The sequence below is a fragment of the Paraburkholderia xenovorans LB400 genome, assembly GCF_000013645.1.
In the GTDB taxonomy this organism is placed as follows: domain Bacteria; phylum Pseudomonadota; class Gammaproteobacteria; order Burkholderiales; family Burkholderiaceae; genus Paraburkholderia; species Paraburkholderia xenovorans.
Map to the genome: position 1 here is coordinate 428,960 of NC_007952.1, position 15,644 is coordinate 444,603.

13 protein-coding genes are annotated in these 15,644 nt (G+C 61.4%); 8 read left to right on the forward strand and 5 right to left on the reverse strand.

The window, feature by feature from the left end; all coding sequences use genetic code 11:
- The first annotated feature begins 13 nt into the window (after positions 1 to 13).
- On the forward strand, positions 14 to 1,144 hold the full coding sequence (locus tag BXE_RS23940) for an MBL fold metallo-hydrolase (protein ID WP_011490713.1): 1,131 nt from the start codon (positions 14 to 16) through the stop codon (positions 1,142 to 1,144).
- A 156-nt stretch (positions 1,145 to 1,300) separates the two neighbouring features.
- Here the strand turns inward: BXE_RS23940 and BXE_RS46970 are convergent, their stop codons facing one another.
- On the reverse strand, positions 1,301 to 1,708 hold the full coding sequence (locus BXE_RS46970; RefSeq protein WP_199577127.1) for a hypothetical protein: 408 nt from the start codon (positions 1,706 to 1,708) through the stop codon (positions 1,301 to 1,303).
- A 15-nt stretch (positions 1,709 to 1,723) separates the two neighbouring features.
- Positions 1,724 to 1,948: a TetR/AcrR family transcriptional regulator gene (locus BXE_RS46975; RefSeq protein ID WP_011490715.1), complete on the reverse strand. Its 225-nt coding sequence runs from the start codon at positions 1,946 to 1,948 to the stop codon at positions 1,724 to 1,726.
- A gap of 89 nt (positions 1,949 to 2,037) precedes the next feature.
- Here BXE_RS46975 and BXE_RS23950 point away from each other — a divergent pair, with 89 nt between their 5' ends.
- Positions 2,038 to 2,919 (forward strand): aldo/keto reductase family oxidoreductase, encoded by an 882-nt coding sequence (locus tag BXE_RS23950; RefSeq protein WP_011490716.1) that lies wholly within the window; start codon positions 2,038 to 2,040, stop codon positions 2,917 to 2,919.
- A 56-nt stretch (positions 2,920 to 2,975) separates the two neighbouring features.
- On the opposite strand, the gene BXE_RS23955 is transcribed toward BXE_RS23950, so the two are convergent.
- From BXE_RS23955 to BXE_RS23965, 3 genes are all read right to left on the reverse strand, one after another.
- Positions 2,976 to 3,194 carry a YdcH family protein gene (locus BXE_RS23955; RefSeq protein WP_011490717.1) on the reverse strand — a complete coding sequence of 73 codons (219 nt, stop codon included), beginning with the start codon at positions 3,192 to 3,194 and terminating at the stop codon, positions 2,976 to 2,978.
- Positions 3,195 to 3,379: 185 nt separating this feature from the next.
- A complete protein-coding gene (locus tag BXE_RS23960) occupies positions 3,380 to 5,011 on the reverse strand; it encodes a PEP/pyruvate-binding domain-containing protein (protein ID WP_011490718.1) in 1,632 nt (543 codons plus the stop codon).
- Positions 5,008 to 6,969, reverse strand: coding sequence for a phosphate transport regulator (locus BXE_RS23965; RefSeq protein ID WP_040124092.1), 1,962 nt, complete (start codon positions 6,967 to 6,969; stop codon positions 5,008 to 5,010). Before BXE_RS23965 ends, BXE_RS23960 begins: the two co-directional genes overlap by 4 nt.
- A gap of 272 nt (positions 6,970 to 7,241) precedes the next feature.
- Here BXE_RS23965 and mgtA point away from each other — a divergent pair, with 272 nt between their 5' ends.
- From mgtA to BXE_RS23995, 6 genes are all read left to right on the forward strand, one after another.
- Positions 7,242 to 9,920, forward strand: coding sequence for a magnesium-translocating P-type ATPase (gene mgtA, locus BXE_RS23970; RefSeq protein ID WP_011490720.1), 2,679 nt, complete (start codon positions 7,242 to 7,244; stop codon positions 9,918 to 9,920).
- A gap of 540 nt (positions 9,921 to 10,460) precedes the next feature.
- Complete coding sequence (locus BXE_RS23975; RefSeq protein WP_011490721.1) at positions 10,461 to 11,657, forward strand: DesA family fatty acid desaturase; 1,197 nt, start codon at positions 10,461 to 10,463, stop codon at positions 11,655 to 11,657.
- An 88-nt stretch (positions 11,658 to 11,745) separates the two neighbouring features.
- Positions 11,746 to 12,123, forward strand: coding sequence for a VOC family protein (locus BXE_RS23980; protein ID WP_011490722.1), 378 nt, complete (start codon positions 11,746 to 11,748; stop codon positions 12,121 to 12,123).
- Positions 12,124 to 12,200: 77 nt separating this feature from the next.
- Positions 12,201 to 13,748, forward strand: a complete 1,548-nt coding sequence (locus BXE_RS23985) for an FAD-dependent monooxygenase (RefSeq protein ID WP_011490723.1) — start codon at positions 12,201 to 12,203, stop codon at positions 13,746 to 13,748.
- Between the two features lie 292 nt (positions 13,749 to 14,040).
- Entirely contained in the window at positions 14,041 to 14,880 is an 840-nt protein-coding gene (locus BXE_RS23990) for an ABC transporter permease subunit (protein ID WP_011490724.1), read from the forward strand.
- Entirely contained in the window at positions 14,877 to 15,620 is a 744-nt protein-coding gene (locus BXE_RS23995; RefSeq protein ID WP_011490725.1) for an ABC transporter ATP-binding protein, read from the forward strand. Before BXE_RS23990 ends, BXE_RS23995 begins: the two co-directional genes overlap by 4 nt.
- The last annotated feature ends 24 nt before the right edge of the window (positions 15,621 to 15,644 follow it).

A 15,644-nucleotide genomic window follows, 5' to 3' on the forward strand; every position in this document is an offset into this window, starting at 1 on the left:
GACCGCCCACCTTATGACGTCGCTTCCCGCCTTTGTCAGCCGCGTGCTCGGCGTTACCGCCGCGCAACGCGGCCGCGCGTTGTCCAGCCACTCGCCGCAGCATGACGGCGAACGCTTTCGCAACGTCAAGCCGCGTCCCGCCGAAGGCCTGCGCAAAACACTGGGCATTGTGTGGAACGTGCTGTTCAACAAACCGCGCGGCACGGTGCCGACCGCCGCGTTGCCGATCGAAACGCTGACGCGTTCGCAACTCGACGCGGCACCGGACCGCAGCCTCTACCGGCTCGGTCATTCAACGATGCTGCTGAAGCTGCGCGGCCAGTTCTGGCTGACCGATCCGGTGTTCGCCGAGCGCGCTTCCCCGTTTCGCCATTTCGGCCCGAAGCGCTTTCATGCGCCGCCGATCGCGCTTGCCGATTTGCCGCCGCTACGAGGCGTGATCCTCTCGCACGACCACTATGACCACCTGGATCGCGAAACCGTGCTTTTGCTTGCGCAGACCACCGGCGTGTTTCTGACGCCGCTCGGCGTCGGCGACCGGTTGATCGAATGGGGCATCGACGCTTCGAAGGTACGGCAGTTCGACTGGTGGCAAGGCACTGAGGTGGACGGCATGCAATTCACCGCCACGCCCGCGCAGCACTTTTCGGGTCGCAGCCTGTTCGACGGCAACAGCACGTTATGGGCGTCGTGGGTGATAGTCGACGATGATCTGCGCGTGTTCTTCAGCGGCGACACTGGCTACTTCGATGGGTTCAAAACCATCGGCGAGCGCCTCGGACCATTCGATGTCACACTGGTCGAGACCGGTGCATACAACGAACAGTGGCCGTACGTTCATATGCAGCCCGAAGAAACGGTGCAGGCGCACATCGATCTGCGCGGCCAGTGGCTCGTGCCGATTCACAACGGCACCTTCGACCTCGCCATGCACCACTGGCAGGAGCCGTTCGAAAGGGTGATGGGGCTGGCTCTCGTGCACGGTGTCGCGCTGTCTACGCCCGGCATGGGCGAGCGGCTGGATCTGAGCGCGCCACATCGCGGCGAACGCTGGTGGCGCCACGCCGTCGAGCCAGCAGCCGCGCCAAAGGCCGCCTGGCGGCTGTGTGCTTCGCGCAATGTCGGAGACGCGAAGTCTTCGTGATTGCTTGTGCGCGCCGGGTGATCCGTGAGCGACTGCTGAAACGGTCGCCGGATCAACCTGCTCGGGGTCTCGTCGTCCGCATCGCGCGCATGATTGCGGCCTTCCATGTTTGAACCACGGGCGCCGTGCCATAGACGAAAATCACGCGGAGCCCGTCTAATCCGTTGAACGCTTTGGATACGCCTCGCGTTCCAGATACCCGAGACAGAGCGACTCGAGTTGGACGCGAAACTTGCGGATCATTGATTGCGGCGACTTCGCTTCAAGCAGCAAACGTATGGGACCGACCATTGCTCCCATGAACATGAAAGTGGTCATGGGAACGTCGTCAAAATCCGCATCCGAAGCCGTCTTCAGCATGGCTTCCAGCGCCGCGCGGTTGCGCGCCTCCACTTCGCGAACATAGCTGCGTGAATCGAGTTCGAGGGCAACCGCGTATAGAGCACGCGATTCGTCCAGATTCTGGGTTTTTGCTTTCACGAATGCCGCAACAACAGCCTTCACCATTGCCGATAAAGAGGCGTGGTGCGCTGACGCAGCGGCATCTTGCATCGCGCTCACCACTCTTTCCAGATGCCGCTACAGCACGGCAAAAAGAAGCGCCTGCTTTTGAGGAAAGTACTGATAGAGCGTTCCGACCGACACTCCAGCTCTCTCCGCCACCCGGATAGTGGTGAGTCGCTGCAACCCATCAGCCAGCAAAACCTGAATAGTCGCATCGAAGATCGCGTCCACCGTCGCCTGGGAGCGCGCCTGTTGCGGCTGTTTGCGGGCGTTCAGCCCCTGTCCGTTACTGGTCCGCATATGCGAATTCACAATATGAACGATTATTCGTATTCTATTCGCACACCTTGCAGTTGCGGAAACAACAACCCGAAAGAAGGAGTGCATCAATGACTGACGTTACGCGGGCCGGCATTTTTCAACTTGGCGATCTGCCTGTTACGCGCATGGGCTATGGCGCGATGCAACTGGCGGGTCCTCACGTTTTCGGCCCACCGAAAGACCGCGGCGCAGCGATAGCCGTGCTGCGCGCTGCCATCGAAAGCGGAATCACGCACGTCGATACGAGCGATTTTTATGGCCCCCACGTTACCAATCAGCTTATCCGCGAGGCGCTTCATCCGTATCCTGATGCGCTGACCATTGTCACGAAGGTCGGTGCGAGCCGAGGTAGCGATGGTTCGTGGAACGTTGCGTCGTCGGCGGCCGAACTGGAGTCGGCGGTGCATGACAACCTTCGCAATCTCGGTCTCGATGCGCTGGACGTCGTGAACTTTCGTGCGATGTTCAACGTCGCCGCGCCGACCGAGGGCGACATCGAAGAGCCCTTGACGGCGCTCGCGGAGCTTCAGGCGAAAGGCCTGATCCGGCACATTGGGCTGAGCAATGTGACTCCGACGCAGGTGGCGCAGGGACGCGCGATTACGGCCATTGTGTGCGTGCAGAATATGTACAACCTCGCTCACCGCAACGATGACGCGCTGATTGACCGTCTTGCAGAAGATGGCATTGCGTATGTCCCGTTTTTTCCGCTGGGCGGCTTCTCTCCGCTGCAAGCCGATGCGCTGAGCGACGCCGCGAATCGATGCGACGCGGCACCGATGCAGGTAGCCCTCGCATGGCTGTTACAGCGCGCGCCGAATATTCTGCTGATACCTGGCACCTCCTCGGTCGGGCATCTGGAACAGAACATCGAAAGTGTGAATCTTCAGTTGCCGGAGGATGTGTTGGCTTCGTTGGACACCATCGGCGCCGAGAAGACGCAGGACTGAGGCGGATCCGGCTTCCGTGTCCGGAGCCGGACTTCCGACTAGCCGCGCGGCATCAATTACGCTGCGGAGGCTTTCTTCAGAACAGCGTAGAGCTCGTCTTTGAGCTGAAGCTTTTCTTTCTTCAGTGCTTCGATAGCGGAGTTGTCGGAAGGGGTGACGCCCGTTTCCATGTTGCTGATCTGGTGGTCCAGTTCATTGTGACGGTCGAAGAGCCGCGAGAAATGAGCGTCTTCGGTTTTGAGGCGGGAAATCAGGTCGCGAAATTCGGGGAACATTAAACACTCCTTTTTTTGGGTCACAGGCGAAAGATCTCGCCTTTCACTGGTTAGTGTTTCACCAGACGGAATGCTCAACCTTGATTCTTGTCAAGACGCTCTCGGTCGGGCGCAGCGCCACTGGCGAAAAAGGCGTTATCGCCGATCGGTCAATCGTTTCGGCTTCGCTAATCGCGCAGCCCGAGTTACGGCGCGCGCAGTCGCTCAAGCCGCGCCTGCAGTTCGGCCATCGGCTCGATAACCGTGCGCGCCGTGCCCGCATAGATTGCACCGTCGTTGCCGTCGAGGGTCACTTCATCGCCCTCATGCAAGACAGTATCACCCAATTGCAGCGTGCGCGCCGATTCGTCGAGGCGCAACCCCGTGCAGCCGACAAGGCAGACCTTGCCGAGTTGCCGTGCCACAACCGCCGCATGCGAGGTGCGCGCGCCGCGCTGCGTGAGCAGACCCGCCGCCACCTCCAGCGCGGCGATGTCGTCGGTCTCGGCGTCGCGCCGCACCAGTACGACCGAAGCACCGGCGGCATGCCGCATGCGCGCGCGTGCTTCGTCGAAGGCGATTTCTCCTGCCGCGACGCCGTTGCTCGCACTCGCGGCGTGCGCGAGCGGCGTCAGGGGGCGATCACCGGATGCCACGATACGCGTGCGCGTCAATGCAGCGGGTTTCAGCGCGGCGGTGCGCTCGCGTGCCACCTCGGCACTGATCACGCCCTCGTCGAGCAGATCCAGCGCAATCCGTGCGGCGGCCTGCGGCGTGCGCTTTCCATTACGGGTCTGCAACATGTACAGGCGCGCGTCCTGCACGGTGAACTCAACGTCCTGCATGTCGCCGAGCGCGTGCTCGAGTCGCGTCGCGGCATCCTGCAATGCCTTCCAGGCCGCGGGCATCGCCTGAGCCAGTTCTTCGTGGCCGCGCGCGCTACGCCGGCCTGACACCACATCTTCTCCTTGTGCGTTGAAGAGGAAATCGACCCAAAGCGTCGGCTCGCCGCTGACCGGGTCCCGCGTAAACCCGACGCCCGCGCCCGAACGGCCGCCGGCATTGCCGAATACCATCGTCTGCACCGTCACGGCGGTGCCGATTGCATCGCTGATACCGCACTGTTTGCGGTAAGCGCATGCCCTGTCCGATTGCCAGCTTGCCAGCACCGAGCCGATGGCGTTCGCCAGTTGAACCTGCGGATCCTGCGGAAATGGCTGGCCGGCGGCGCGCTCATAGGCGGCGAGGCAACGATGCGTGAGTTCGCGCAGTTCGGTGAAATCGAGTCCGTGCTCGTCGCGTGTCCCGGCGAACGCGGCGTATTCCGCTTCGAAGATAGACGAGGGTACGCCGGCCACCAGTTCACCATAGCTGGCAACGAGCCTGCGATAAGTGTCCCAGACCAGACGCGGATTGCCGGTCTGGCGGAGCATGCCCGCAAGCGTGGTATCGCACAGGCCGACGTTAAGCAGCGTGTCCATCATTCCCGGCATGGAGACGGGGGCGCCCGAGCGCACCGAGAGCAGGAGCGGCTGGCGTGGATCGCCGAAGCGCTGGCCGGTGGTTCGCTCCAGTTCCTGCAGACCGGGTTCCCATACCGTGCTTGCAGTGGCGATTTCGCGCGCCCGCGCATCGCGGCAGTAATGCGTGCCGAGCACGAAAGCCGGCGGCACGGGCAGGCCGAGTTCAGCCATGCGCAGCAGGTTGTAGGCCTTGAAACCGACCTTTTCCGCCGACGCGCCAGCCGGGTCGGGATTGCCGCGCGGTGCGCCGGCGCAGCCGATCAGATAGACCTCGTCGGGCCAGAGTTGAACGGTGTCGGGTTGAAGTGCTGTCATGTGTTCGCTCCGGTTTCACCGAACGCGACGTCGCGCAACGCGTAACCGGCCACCAGCAGACGATCCGAGGCCAGTTCGAGCGTGTTCGCGAGGTCGTTGGCGAGCATCAATGCAGCGGCGTCGCGTACGACGGCGAGAATGGCGCGGCGTGCCGCGCGCAGCAGTTCGTCGCACTGACGCTCTGAACGCAGCACGTTCCACGACGCGGCCAGAAAGGCATCGCTGTCGATCGTATCGCTCGCGCTACCGAGGCAGCGCGCAATGGCGAGCGACTTGACGTGCTCCTGCGTCGCCATCAGCACGGTTTGTGCAAGACGCGACAGCGATTCGTGAACATTGCGGTCCCAGCCTTGCTGATGACCGTCGGCGATCAGGCTCATCAGGAACGCAGCGTCTTCGAGTGCGTCGGCAATGTCGTCGGAGAGTTCGAGCAGGTGCTTGAACGGCTGCCAGCGAGGTTGACGCTGCGCCTGCTCACGCGCGCGCATCACCAGGTGGTCAGCCCGCCGCTCCCATGCCTTGGCTCGGGCGGCCAGCGCCTGCGTGGGGCTCTCGCCCGCCGGCGGCGCGGACATGATGTCGTGCGTCAGGCCGTCGCTGACCGCTTGTGCGAGCGCATGGCAGTAACCCGCGTGTTCCTCCAGCAGTTCGAACGCGCTGCTGTGCTGGTGCACACGCCGCGCGAGCAACAACCGCGTCTGATCGGCGACGAGCGCCACGGGTTGCCCGCCGAGCAGGGCGTGACTTGCCATCTGTAGCACTTCGACCATGAATGCCTGCGCATCGGTCGCGCCAAGTACCGTGTCGAGCCGGTCGCCGATGCGAAACGCCCCTTGGCCGACGGCTTGCATTGCAGCGTAGATGAGCTCTTCGCCACCGGCCTTCAACCAGGCCATGTGGCCGGCTTCGAGCCGGACTGCCTCGCGCAAGACCTCGATGGCATGGTCTTTGTCGACGAACGAAAGCAGCCGCTTGCGAGCCCTGTTCCAGTCGATCAGGAAAACGATGCGTGATCCGATTCCTTCGAGTGTGGTTTCGAGCGCGCGCTCGTCGGCGCAATCGAAGCGCGCGACGCCGAACGTGTATGCATCGCCTTCGTTCAGCGCGGCATTCACTTTCGACTGCAGGTCGCTCCACTTCGCACCGTACGGCACGAGCAGCGACTGGAAGAACGCAAAGCGCGGCCGGTGCAGATCCGAATAACTCAGCGTGATCGTCAGGCCTTCAATCTGCACGACCAGCACATGGACGTCATTGGTGCCGATGTCGTTCTGCACCAGCAGCCGCTCGCCGTCGCGCGTCGCGGCGGTGTCGAGCCCGGGATGATCGAACTTGAGCGGCGCCGTGCGATTCAGCCCGCGCATGAACGCGACGACGCGCGCGCGATCGTCCGGTTGCAGTTGCCACACATGTGCGCCATCGATCTCCTCGCTGGAGATCGTACCCGCCAACTGGTTGAGCGCATGGTGCAGGTCCATCACCAGCAGATGCAGGCTGTCGTCGCCATTGGTGCGCTGGCCGCGCGTCAGCGATTGCAATTGCGGGCGGTCGAGGCGTTCGCCGCGCAGCGTACCGAGTTCGTCCAGCCAGTGCTGGACACGCGCGTGCAATGCGTTTGCCGGCTCATCCGGTTGAAGGAGTGGCCGCGCCATCGTCTCCAGATCTTCGGCAAGACGCTGTACGAGACGTGTGAGATCAGGCAACAGCAGCGTGCCGTCCATCAGCGAGGCGCTCGCCGGCATGTCCCGAAGCCAGGGCGCATCGACGTGCGCGGCGACAAGCTCAGCGGTCAGATCCGGTAATTCGCCGTCGGGATGTTCGGCGTGCGCGAAGGCAACCTGCAGCACGCTCAGGTAGAGCTTCAGGCGGTCGTTGGCAGACAGCGCCGCCTTGATCCAGCCTGGCAGCAGCAGGCTGCGCTGTCCCATTGCAGCGATTGCTTGGGTCTTTTGCGTCATGGCAGCCGGTTGTCTGGGTAACTCGCCCAGTCTCGACTGCCTGTGTGACACTTTCCTGACAGCGGTGATGACGCGGGAGCCTTCGTTGATACACATCAACTGAGTGCCGATTGACCTGCGCGAGCATCCGCAGAACCGCATATGACGTGTGCAGGGTGCATGATGGCGGGGAAGAATTCGCATGCGGATCGTACGGATCGTGCGGATCGTTCCTCACCTTTCCTTGTCCGCAATCGAAGGGCGCCGGTGTTCAACTTCCGATCGGTCAGGCCATGATATTTCTCGGCGGCAAATATGACATGCGCACCATGATCCCGGTCCTGAAGACCTGGCTGCGACGTTCGCCGTCGCCGACGGGCGTGCACGTGTCGGCCACCTGCAGCGAAACGCTCACCGAGTTCGCGCGGGTTTCACCTGACGAAGCGCTCCAGCGGCTGCACAGCGCGGCGAGCGGCCTCTCCGCCGACGAGGTCGCCGAGCGCTTACGTAGTACCGGCTCCAACCAGGTGGCTCACGAAGTGCGCCATACGATCCTCGGTGAACTTGCCAACAGATCGGTCAATCCGCTGAACCTGCTGCTGTTGTCGCTGGCGGGCGCGTCGTACTTCCTCGGCGATTCACGTGCCACGATCATGATCGCGGTGATGGTCGTGCTCAGCGTTTCACTCGGTTTTCTTCAGGAGCACCGCTCGAACAAAGCCGCCGATGCACTGCGCCGGATGGTGCGCACCACCGCCACGGTGCGCCGGCGTGCAACGGGAGCCGAAGCGGATCATGTCGACATTCCCATCGAGCAGCTCGTGCCCGGCGACGTTGTGCTGTTGTCGGCCGGCGACATGATTCCCGCCGACCTGCGGCTGATCTCGGCGAGAGATCTATTCGTCAATCAATCGACACTGACCGGCGAGGCAATGCCGCTCGAGAAAGTGGCGCATGCCTGCGGCGGCGCTGCGGAGACGCATTTCGACCTGCCTAATATCTGTTTCATGGGCAGTGCCGTTGTCAGCGGTGTCGGCTGCGGCGTCGTTGTGCTCACGGGGGGCAGGACGGCTTTCGGCCGCGTCGCCGACCTGATAGCCGCGCAACGCGTAGAAACGAGCTTCGACAAAGGCATTGCGCGATTCACCTGGCTGATGATGGCTTTCATTCTGGTGATGGTTCCGCTCGTGTTCGTCATCAATGGCCTGACCAAAGGTAACTGGTTCGAAGCGTTGCTCTTCGCGGTTGCGGTGGCGGTGGGGCTCACGCCCGAGATGCTGCCGATGATCGTGACCGTCAATCTCGCCAAGGGCGCGATTGCGATGTCGCGGAAGAAGGTCATAGTGAAACGCATCAATGCGATCCAGAATTTTGGCGCGATGGATGTTCTTTGCACGGACAAGACCGGCACGCTAACGCAGGACCGCATCATTCTCAAACGCCACCTGGACCTCCACGGAGACGAATCGGATCAGGTGCTCGAATATGCTTATCTGAACAGCGCGCATCAGTCGGGCCTCAAGAATCTGCTCGATGTCGCCGTGCTGAAGCATGTGGAGCTCCATGAGCAACTCAAGGTGCACGAGCAGTACACCAAAATCGACGAGATGCCGTTCGATTTCGAACGGCGCCGGATGTCTGTCGTGCTCGCGCGGGGAGACGGTGCCCACATCCTGATCTGCAAAGGGGCGGTGGAGGAGATTTTCTCGGTGTGCACCCGTTACGTGATCAACGGCGATATGGGCACGCTCGACGAACGCAATTTCACCGCGGCAAAAGAAGCCACCGCCGCGCTCAATGCAGATGGGTTTCGAGTCGTCGCGGTCGCCTACAAGGAAATGCCGCCGCAGCAGGCCACCTATACGGTCGGCGACGAGGCCGATCTGATATTGCTCGGCTACATTGCATTTCTCGATCCACCGAAGGAGACGGCCGCGGCGGCAATCGCAACGTTGAAAGAGCGCGGCGTGCAGGTGAAGATTCTCACCGGAGACAACGATATCGTGACCCGCAAGATCTGCCATGAGGTTGGACTCACGGTGGGCCGCGTCGTGCTCGGCAAGGAACTCGAAACACTATCGCCCGCTCAGTTGGCCGATCTTGCGGAGACCGCTTCCGTCTTTGCCAAAGTATCGCCGTCGCAAAAGGCCTCGATTATCGACGCGTTGCATCGGAAGGGACATGTCGTCGGTTTCCTCGGGGACGGCGTCAACGACGGCCCCGCGCTGAAGGTCGCGGACGTCGGCATTTCCGTTGATAGCGCGGTCGATATCGCGAAAGAGTCCGCCGACATCATTCTGCTGGAGAAGAGCCTTGCCGTTCTTGGCGAAGGCGTGCTCGAAGGCCGCAAGGTGTTTGGGAACATCACCAAGTACATCAAGATGGGCGCCAGTTCGAACTTCGGGAACATGTTCAGCGTGCTCGGCGCCAGCATCATCCTGCCGTTCCTGCCGATGGCGCCAATCCAGGTGCTCACGAACAACCTGCTATACGACTTTTCGCAGACCGCCATTCCGACCGACAACGTGGATGAAGAATACCTGCGTGTGCCGCGGCGATGGGATATCGGCAACATCGTCAAGTTCATGCTGCTGATCGGGCCGATCAGTTCCATCTTTGATTATGTGACGTATTTCATGATGCTTTATGTCTTCGGCGCGTGGGACAAACCTTCGCTGTTCCAGACGGGCTGGTTCGTGGAGTCGCTGCTCACCCAGACGCTGATTATCCACATCATCCGGACTTCGAAGGTGCCATTCTTGCAGAGTCGCGCAAGCGCGGCGCTGATCGCGACAAGTCTCATCATCGCCGCTGTGGGCATTGCCATTCCCTATACGTGGCTTGGCACGTTCCTGGGCTTTATTCCATTGCCGTCGGCTTACTGGCCGGCGCTTGTGCTGATTCTCCTGAGTTACGCTGTGCTGACGCATCTGATGAAAACCTGGTTCGTGCGGCGATTCGGGCTGGATTGAGCGCTGCGACTTGAGCCAATCATACCGGTGGACGAGAGATAGGCGACTCTCGGCGCGGACCGCCGCCCGGGCTGCGGATTCCGTCGCCATGGTCGGCCTGCAGACCGCCGTGCTGCCCTGCGCTTCGTGCGCTCCTTGCCGACGGGTATCCGGGCGATGATGCCCTTCGTTGATCTCTTCTATCCCGCGCCGGTAACTTATTGCCAACCGGTGCGGCACCGTACCGACTTGTCATGTGGTTTCGGACATCATGAACGTAACGGGCGTTGAACGACGTGGCCTGACCGTGAAGTCATGCCCGGATCGCCAATGCCAGCCTTGCCGGCGATCACACGCCGCCGCCCATTCGGAGGACAACCGGCATGAATCCACTCACATTGTTCATTTTTACCGCTGCTGTTTTCGCCGCGCTCGACGTATGGCAATCGGTCCGACCCGAATCCAATGCCGCGTGGGTCCGTTCTCTGACCACCTGGGGCCTCAGGCTAGTGGCAACACGCTCCCGGATCGGCGCTACCTCGCTGTAGAAAGAAGGTCGACTTGCTTAGTCATTCACTCGCATTTCTTTCAGGCGGCCTATTGGCCCTTTCATGGTGGCAGATCGTGCTGGCCACGCTGGTGTCCACGCACATCACCATCGTCAGTGTGACGGTCTATCTGCACCGTTGCCAGGCGCACCGCGCACTTGACCTGCATCCTCTGGCCAGTCATTTTTTCCGTTTCTGGCTCTGGATGACAACGGGAATAGTGACCGGCAAGTGGGCGGCGGTTCATCGCAAACACCACGCGAAGTGCGAAACGCAAGAGGACCCTCACAGTCCGCAATTCAAGGGTATCTGGAAAGTATTGCTGGGTGGTGCCGAGCTCTATCGAACCGAAGCGAAGAATGGTGAAACGCTGCGCAGGTTCGGCCACGGCACGCCGGTCGACTGGATGGAGCGGAACGTCTATGAAAAATATCCGGATCTCGGCGTCAGTTTGCTGATGGTGATCGATATCTTGCTGTTCGGTGTGGTCGGCGTGTCGGTGTGGGCCATCCAGATGATGTGGATTCCTTTCTGGGCTGGCGGCGTGGTCAATGGGCTGGGCCATTTCTGGGGTTACCGCAACTTCGGTCCTCCCGATGCGAGCACGAACGTATTTCCGATCGGCATTCTGATCGGCGGCGAGGAGCTTCACAATAATCACCACGCGTATGCGACATCCGCAAAGATGTCGAACAGATGGTACGAGTTCGACATCGGCTGGATGTACATTTGCGTCCTGTCCGCGCTGGGTCTGGCGAAGGTCAGGAAAGTGGCGCTCAGACCGCATCTGGTCAAAGGCAAATCGGTACTCGACGACGAAACGCTGCAAGCCGTGCTTCGAAATCGCTGCGAGGTGATGGCCAGCTATGCCCGAACGGCTGAGCATGCCTACCGGCAGGAACTGGTGCGTGCGAAGCACATGAGCCGGCGCGAGCGAGCCGCGCTAATGCGTGGCGTAAGAAAATGGTTTCGCGACGGACAGCCAGCGCAAGACGGGGCACGTCAACCGGTGCCGACAGAACTCTGCGACAACCACGCGAAGCTTCTGGTCTACGTTGAATTGCGCGAAGATCTGGCGGCAATCTGGGAGCGCTCGAATCGTTCTCGCGAACAACTGCTCTGCCAGTTGGAGGCGTGGTGCCGACGTGCCGAACAGAGTCGCATCGACGCCTTGAGGGAATTCTCGCTTCGTCTTCGTCACTACGGTTGATATTCGTTTGCCATCACCCCGTCAACCAGACCTTGCATGGGGACAAGTAGAATAGGCAAATGCCAGCTACAGTGTCCAGGGGGTGCTCATGCTTGACCACATTATCCTTTCCGTGAGCGACGTAGAACGTTCGCTTGCTTTCTATGACGCCGCACTCAAGCCGCTCAACATCAGATACTTCATGCCATATAAGGGAGAAAACGGTCATCCCGATCTATGGGGATTCGGTGACGGTCAGCGGGCGATCTTCTGGTTGAAGCAGGGCAAGCCATATCCCGAGGCAATCCATTGGGGGTTCATGGCGCCAGATAACAATACGGTCGATGAGTTCTACAAGGCCGCAATTCTGGCTGGCGCCAGGGATAATATTTCGCCTCGCGCGAGACTGGAATATTATTCGGGCTACTACGCTGCCGATGTATTTGATCCAGACGGATATTCTTTCGAGGTCGTGCATAAAAGCTAGACGAGCGGATAGCAGGCGTCCCGCAGTCTTTCTCGACATTACATGGCAGCGGTCAGGGCGCTTAAAGGAATTCCACTTTGATCTATGACGTTGTGATTGCCGGCGGCGGCCCCGTCGGCCTGTTTCTCGCCTGCGAGCTGCGCCTCGCGGGCCTGCCGGTGTTAGTGCTCGAGCAAGCCGAGGATCCGGGTTCGCCGTTGAAGCGGCTACCGTTCGGATTGCGCGGCCTGTCGGCACCCACCCTCGAAGCCTTCTACCGTCGCGGTATGCTGAACGAGATCGCCGCGCCCCAACGCGCGAAAGACGATTCGGGCAGCAGCGTGCCGAATGCCGCGCATTGGATGCAACAGCAGCGCCGCCCTGGCGGCCATTTCGCCGGCATTCAGTTCTATTACGACAACATCGACACCTCGAAGTGGCCGTATCGCTTGCCAGGTCCGGCCGGCACCAGCATGGCGGTCGAGATGGAGCATATCGAATCCGTATTGACCGCTCGCGCAATTGCATTGGGCGTTGAGATCAGGCGCGGCCTGAGTGTGGATGGTTTCGACCAGTCGGAAGAGGGCGTCACCGTTCACGCCGGCAGTGAAATTTTTCGCGGTCGATGGCTCGTCGGTTGTGACGGCGGGCGCAGTACAGTGCGCAGGATTGGCGGCTTTGACTTCGTCGGCACAGATCCCGAGTTCACCGGCTATTCCGTTCAGGTCGAGATGGCTGATCCGGAAAAGCTCAAACCGGGCCGCCATTACACGCCAACGGGCATGTACACCTACCAGAAGCCCGGAACCATCGCGATGGTCGATTTCGATGGGGGCGCTTTCCACCGAACCCAGCCGATCACGCTCGATCATGTGCAGGCGGTGTTGCGCCATATCTCCAACACGGATGTTACCGTCACGGCCCTCCAGCTTGCCACCACGTGGACCGATCGCGCCTATCACGCCACGACCTACCGCAAAGGGCGTGTGCTGCTCGCGGGCGATGCCGCGCACATCCATTCCCCCTTGGGTGGCCAGGGCCTCAACCTCGGTCTGGGCGACGCGATGAATCTCGGATGGAAGCTTGCCGCGACCGTTCGTGACGATGCGCCGGCCGGTCTGCTCGACAGCTATACGAGCGAACGGCATCCGGTAGGTGCGCAGGTTCTCGACTGGTCGCGCGCCCAGGTCGCGATCATGCGGCCAAGCCGCAGTTCGCGTGCGCTCGAAGCCATCATGCGTGATCTCATCGACACGCGCGATGGTGCTACGTATTTCGCCGAGCGCGTCTGGGGTACTGCTCTGCGCTACGACCTCGGCAGCAGCCACACGCTGGTGGGCCGCAGCGCGCCCGATTTCGAGCTGATCGACGGGACGAGGCTCGGTGAGCTTTTCACGAAGGGAAGAGGCTTATTGCTGGACTTCGACGCTCTCCCATCGCTTCAAGCGCTGGCGAGCCGCTGGAGTGACCGGATCACGTATGTCGCAAGCGACGTCAAGGATCGGCTCGGCGTGAGCGCGGTGCTCGTGCGCCCTGATGGCTTCGTCGCGTGGGCCGGTGAAGCGTCGCCCAACCATGACGAGGCGACCCAGGCCGCGTCGCAATGGTTCGGCAAGCCAGAAGAAGAAGGGCGTTCCCCTGCGTGACCCGCGGCGCGCGGACAAGCAGACCTTATAGCCGCGACTGACGATATAGCAGAGCGGCACATATCGCCACCATCGAGCAATGCGTCAGAACTGAAAAGCAAAGCATAAAAAACTGTTTGTCATTGCCCTACCAGCCGGCCTTTAATAACAAACTCGCCTACGCGAGGCACTGCCTTTGCCGATAGATGTTCGCTATCCGGATCGCCGGGCAAACTGAATCCGCCCCGAGGTGTGTTGACCCGTACTGGCTCCATCCGGAGCCGTGCTTTTTCATGGCTAATCTGGGACTGACATGGCTGACGTCACCTATTCTCGCGATAGCTATGTTGCTTCGACCCGCTCGTACCTGGGGCTTTCAAAAAGCGCCTTCTACAGATGGCTTTCGTGGATCGTGCCGGCCGTGGTGGTCGTGTTGTGGCAAATCGCGTCGCGTGTCGGACTGATCGCCCCTCAGGTTCTTCCCGCGCCTAGCAGCGTGCTGACAACCGCGCTGGATCTGGCCACACACGGTGATCTCTTCGTTCACCTCGGCGTGTCGCTGTTGCGTGCGGCCGCGGGCTTTGCAATCGGCGGAACGATCGGACTCGCGCTCGGCGTCCTGGTCGGTTTCTCGCCGCTCGCGCAGGCGCTGCTGGATCGCTCCATCCAGATGGTGCGCGCAATTCCTTTCCTCGCCATGCTGCCGCTCGTCATCGTGTGGTTCGGTGTTGGCGAGGTGGCAAAAATCTTTCTGGTCGCGCTCGCGGTACTGTTCCCTATCTACATCAACACCATGCTCGGCATTCGCCAGATCGATCCGAAGCTGATGGAGCTCGCGAAGGTTGTCGGGTTGGACTGGCCCGCGGTGGTGCGACGGATCATTTTGCCCGGTGCGATGCCGTCGATCCTCACGGGTGTGCGTTATGCACTCGCGCACGCGTGGCTCGCGCTCGTCATTGCCGAAACGCTCGCGACGACCAAAGGCATCGGTTTTCTGGCAATGGATGCCCGCGAATTCCTCCAGACCAACGTCATTCTGTTGACCATCATCATCTACGCGATCATCGGCGTGGTGGCGGACGCGCTCGTGCGGCTGCTTGAAGCGCATTTCCTCACATGGCATGCGAATTACGCCAAAGGAGCGCGCAAGTGAGCATTGATTTTGCACTGCCCCAGGATGCCGCTATTCCGGCCGCCGCCGAAGAGCGAGTAAACCGCACACCGCTCGCCGTTTCGGTGCGTGGTTTGCAGCGCCGCTACGGCGCGCGTGTCGTTATCGACGCGCTGGACCTCGATATCCGCGAAGGCGAATTCGTCACGCTGCTCGGGGAAAGCGGATGTGGCAAGACCACGCTGTTGCGTGCGCTGGCCGGGCTCGATCAGCCCGACGCCGGCCAGATTCGCGCGCCCGAACGCCCTTCCGTCGTATTCCAGGAACACCGGCTACTACCCTGGGCGACGCTGTGGGAGAACGTCGTGCTCGGTCATGAAACGACGATTGGGCGTGTGGGCGCGACGCGCGCGTTGGCCGAAGTCGGGCTTTCCGGTCGCGAGGACGACTGGCCGCGCAATCTCTCCGGAGGTCAGGCGCAACGCGTGGCGTTGGCGCGCGGCCTCGTTCGCGACCCTGCCTTGCTGCTGCTCGATGAACCGTTCGCCGCGCTCGACGCGCTCACGCGGATCAAGATGCACGGACTCGTCAAGGAGCTGGTAGCGCGCCATCACCCCGGCGTGCTGCTCGTGACGCATGACGTGGACGAAGCGCTCACGCTTGCCGACAGGATTCTCGTGATGCGCTCGGGGCGCATCGCGGCTTCCTTCCACCCCAAAAACCACACGCCGCAGGCACTGCGGCCGATCCTGCTCGAAGAGCTCGGCGTTCAGTCTCACTGAGCGCTTTTTCTGCATGACTCCAAG